This is a genomic window from Bradyrhizobium sp. P2_E8 (assembly GCF_056403875.1).
Genome location: NZ_JBFUES010000672.1, coordinates 1 through 4,327 on the forward strand (window position 1 = coordinate 1; position 4,327 = coordinate 4,327).

Below are 4,327 nucleotides of genomic sequence, written 5' to 3' on the forward strand. Positions count from 1 at the left end.
GGGTGGAGGCGATCTCGGTCTGGTTACGCCCCGGGTTCTTCTCGATCAGCAGCAGCACCGAGAACTGCGCGGGCGTGAGCTGGAGCGAGGCCATGCAGCGCAGGAAGTTCTCGAACACCTTGAGCTGCGCCCGCTTCAGGACGTAGCCGAGCTGTTCGGAGAGCTCGCCGAGCTGGAGGGCTTCGGCTGCCCCCTGGGCCTCGRCCGCGTCCTTGCGGCCCTTGGCCGTGTCGGCAGGCTTTTCAGAGGACTTTTCAGCGGTTTTGCCAGCGGTTTTGGAAACGGTCATCGCCTCGTGCTCGTAATCCCGCTAAATTCGGGACGGGTCGCCCCGCCACCCTTGAAGTTATATTTGATAATTGTTATGGACCATATCAAATATAGTCAGCGCATTTCAATGGCTGTGAGCGGACCGTCCACCGCAATTGCGGAGACCGGTCCTTAATCTTTGAGGGGGAGCGTCCGGTCTTGAACACCACTATCATGCTGTTCCTGGTGCAGGACGGCATCACCAATGGCGCGATCTATGCGCTGCTCGGCCTCGCGCTGGTGCTGGYGTTCGCCGTTACCCGCGTCATCCTCATTCCCCAGGGCGAGTTCGTCACCTATGGCGCGCTGACCTATGCCTCGCTGGCCGCGGGCCAGATGCCGGGCACGGCAAAACTCGCGCTCGCCCTCGGCATCGGCGCCTTCGCCTTCGACCTGTTCGTGGCCCGCAAGGCGCTGCATGGCCGGCTGATCCTGCGCAGCGTCCTCACCAATATCGTGCTGCCCGGCATCGTGCTGGCGCTGACCGTTTATTTCGCCGCCCAGAAGCCGCCGGTGGCGATCTGCATCGTGCTGTCGCTGGTGATCGTGGCGATGATTGGCCTCTATCTCTACCGCGTCGCGTTCCAGCCGCTGGCGCACACCTCCGTGCTGGTGTTGTTGATCGCCTCGGTGGGCGTTCACCTGGCGCTGCAGGGACTGGGCCTCCTGTTCTTCGGCGCCGAAGGCCAGCGCGGACCTGCCGTGCTGGCCGGCTCTTTCACCGCCGGCGCGCTGCGCTTCACCGGCCAGAGCATCACCGTCTACGGCATCACCATCGCCTTCATCGTGGGGCTCTGGCTGTTCTTCGGCCTGACGCTCTACGGCAAGGCGCTGCGCGCGACCGCCGTGAACCGGTTAGGGGCGCGGCTGGCCGGCATCCGCACCACGCTGTCCGGGCAGATCGCCTTCCTGCTGGCGTCCGTCATCGGCGCGCTGTCGGGCATCATGATCGTGCCGATCACGACGCTCTATTACGACAGCGGCTTCCTGATCGGGCTGAAGGGTTTCGTCGCCGCGATCATCGGCGGCCTCGTCAGCTACCCCCTCACCGCCGTCGCGGCGCTGTTCGTCGGCATCGTCGAGGCGTTCTCGTCCTTCTACGCCTCCAACTACAAGGAAGTTATCGTCTTCATGCTGCTGATCCCCGTGCTGCTGCTGCGCTCGCTCGCCGCGCCCGCGGTCGAGGAAGAGAAGGACTGACGCCAAGATGCAGAGCCGGCTTCCCATCCTCCTCTTCGCGCTTGTCATGGCGGCGATCCCGTTTGTCCCTGGCATGCCTCCGTTCTGGATCGTGCTGCTCGACAATATCGGCCTTGCCGCCCTCGTCGCGATGGGCCTCGTGCTGCTGACCGGCGTCGGCGGCCTCACCTCGTTCGGCCAGGCCRCCTTCGTCGGCTTCGGCGCCTACACCACCGCGGTGCTGTCGACGAGCTACGGCCTGTCGCCCTGGCTGACGCTGCCGTTGTCGCTCGTGGTCAGCGGATCGCTGGCGGTGCTGCTTGGCCTCGTCACCGTCCGCCTCTCCGGCCACTATCTGCCGCTCGGCACGCTCGCCTGGGGGCTCGGCCTGTTCTATCTCTTCAGCAAGCTGGAGTTTTTGGGCCGCAACGACGGCATCTCGGCGATCCCGCCGCTGTCGATCGGCGCGTACAAGATGCTCTCGCCCGGCTCGATCTATTACGCGATCTGGGTCGCCGTGATCCTCTCGGCCTTGCTCACGATGAACCTGCTGGACTCCCGCACCGGCCGCGCCATCCGTGCGCTGCGGCGCGGCCATGTCGCCGCCGAGGCGTTCGGCGTGCACACGCCGCGGGCAAAGCTGCTGGTGTTCATCCATGCCGCGGTGCTGGCCGGCCTCTCCGGCTGGCTCTACGCGCACCTTCAGCGCGCGGTGAACCCGACGCCGTTCGGCGCGCAGGCCGGCATCGAATATCTCTTCATCGCGGTGGTCGGCGGCGCCGGCTATGTCTGGGGCGGCGTGCTGGGCGCGGCGATCGTCGTGGTCCTGAAAGAGGTGCTGCAAAGCTATCTGCCGCTGCTCCTGCCGGGTTCCGGCCAGGTCGAGACCATCGTGTTCGGCATCATGCTGGTGGCGCTGTTGCAACTCGCGCCCGGTGGCGTCTGGCCCTGGCTGATGTCGTTCCTGCCCGAGCGTACCGGTGGCAGGAAGCCGGACACTTCGCTGAAACTGGAGCAGCGCGCCCGCGCGCCCGGCGAGGCCAGCGTCCTGCTCCAGGTCGAGAAGGCGCGCAAGCAATTCGGCGGCGTGATCGCGGTCAACAACGTCTCCTTCGACGTCCAGGCCCGCGAGATCGTCGCGCTGATCGGGCCGAACGGCGCCGGCAAGAGTACGACGTTCAACCTGATCACCGGCGTGCTGTCGGCGACATCAGGCTCGATCTCGGTGCTCGGCAAGAAGCTCGACAACGCGCCGCCGCAGGAGATCGTCAAGCTCGGCATCTCCCGCACCTTCCAGCATGTGAAGCTGGTCCCCGACATGACCGTGCTGGAGAACGTCGCGATCGGCGCGCATCTGCGCGGCCATTCGGGCCCGATCGCCTCGATGCTGCGGCTCGACCGCGCCGATGAGGCAAAGCTTCTGGCGGAAGCCGCCCGTCAGATCGAGCGCGTCGGCCTCGCCGACCAGATGCACCAGCTCGCAGGTTCGCTCTCGCTCGGCCAGCAGCGCATCGTCGAGATCGCGCGCGCGCTCTGCGTCGATCCGATGCTGCTGCTGCTCGACGAGCCCGCCGCGGGCCTCCGCCACATGGAGAAGCAACAGCTTGCCAGGCTGCTGCGCGACTTGCGCGACGGCGGCATGAGCGTGCTGCTGGTCGAGCACGACATGGGCTTTGTCATGAACCTCGCCGACCGCATCGTCGTGCTCGATTTCGGCACCAAGATCGCGGAGGGCACGCCCGCCACGATCAAGACCAATCCCGAAGTGATCAAGGCCTATCTCGGAGTGGCGGCATGAGCGCGCTGTTGTCCGTCACCGACGCGCATGTCGCCTATGGCAAGGTCGAGGCCGTGCGCTCGGTCTCGCTCGAGGTCGGCGCGAACCAGATCGTCACCATCGTCGGCGCCAACGGCGCCGGCAAGACCACGCTGCTGTCCGCCATCATGGGCATTTTGCCGCTGAAGGGCCGCGTTGTCTTTGCCGGCCAGGATCTCGCGCGGCTCGACATCGAGGACCGCGTCGCGATGGGCCTCGGCCTCGTCCCGGAGCACCGCGAATTGTTCGTGACCATGAATGTCGAGGACAATCTCGAGCTCGGGGCCTTCCGCATCGAGCGGGGCAAGGCGAAAGCCTCGATGGAGCGGGTCTACACGCTGTTCCCGCGGCTGAAGGAGCGGCGCAAGCAGCTCGCCGGCACGCTCTCCGGCGGCGAGCAGCAGATGCTCGCGATGGGCCGCGCGCTGATGGGCGAGCCGAAGCTCCTGATGCTGGACGAACCGAGCCTCGGCCTCGCGCCGATCATCGTCGCCGACATTTTCCGCATCGTCACCGAGCTGCGCGCCAGCGGCGTCTCGGTGCTGCTGGTCGAGCAGAACGCGCAGGCCGCGCTCAAGATCGCGGACCAGGCCTATGTGATGGAGCTCGGCGAGTTCGTGCTCAGCGGCAAGGCCAGCGACATCGCCGCGAACGAACGCGTTGCGGCAAGCTATCTCGGCTTCCAGCACGAAGGCGCGGGCGTGCTGTAGGTCTCTCCTCTCCCTCTCCCCGTTCTTACGGGGCCGCGACGAGTTTCGCTCGCGCTGAGAGGGTTGGGGTGATGGGCCGCATCCGCGAATACGATGAGAGTCGGACTCGCAACCCTTCCTCCTCGTCATTGCGAGCGTAGCGAAGCAATCCAGAATCTTTCCGCGGAGACACTCTGGATTGCTTCGCTGCGCTCGCAATGACGGTGTGGACGGAGCAGGTGCTATATCGACCAGATCGATTCGCGGAGAGTCCCCCTCACCCGGAATCCGCGCTACGCACGAACTCCGGCCTCTCCCCGCATGCGGGGAGAGG

3 protein-coding genes and 1 pseudogene are annotated in these 4,327 nt (G+C 66.0%); 3 read left to right on the forward strand and 1 reads right to left on the reverse strand.

Features of this window, described 5'->3' with window-relative positions; genetic code table 11:
- Positions 1-289: pseudogene (locus AC1D00_RS29215) on the reverse strand (MarR family transcriptional regulator); the annotation flags it as partial.
- A gap of 179 nt (positions 290-468) precedes the next feature.
- Between AC1D00_RS29215 and AC1D00_RS29220 the strand changes: the two are divergent.
- The 3 genes from AC1D00_RS29220 to AC1D00_RS29230 are packed head-to-tail and all read left to right on the forward strand — an operon-like array spanning position 469 to position 4,014.
- Complete coding sequence (locus tag AC1D00_RS29220; RefSeq protein WP_477013051.1) at positions 469-1,509, forward strand: branched-chain amino acid ABC transporter permease; 1,041 nt, start codon at positions 469-471, stop codon at positions 1,507-1,509.
- A gap of 7 nt (positions 1,510-1,516) precedes the next feature.
- On the forward strand, positions 1,517-3,286 hold the full coding sequence (locus AC1D00_RS29225) for a branched-chain amino acid ABC transporter ATP-binding protein/permease (protein ID WP_477013052.1): 1,770 nt from the start codon (positions 1,517-1,519) through the stop codon (positions 3,284-3,286).
- The gene (locus tag AC1D00_RS29230; RefSeq protein WP_404552526.1) at positions 3,283-4,014 is read left to right on the forward strand and encodes an ABC transporter ATP-binding protein; all 732 of its coding nucleotides are present in this window, start codon (positions 3,283-3,285) and stop codon (positions 4,012-4,014) included. The genes AC1D00_RS29225 and AC1D00_RS29230 overlap by 4 nt, the downstream gene beginning before the upstream one ends.
- Positions 4,015-4,327 lie beyond the last annotated feature (313 nt).

Bases quoted from the DNA above. Each gene is read 5' to 3' on its own strand.
- AC1D00_RS29230 (WP_404552526.1), top strand. From the start codon at position 3,283: ATGAGCGCGCTGTTGTCCGTCACCGACGCGCATGTCGCCTATGGCAAG.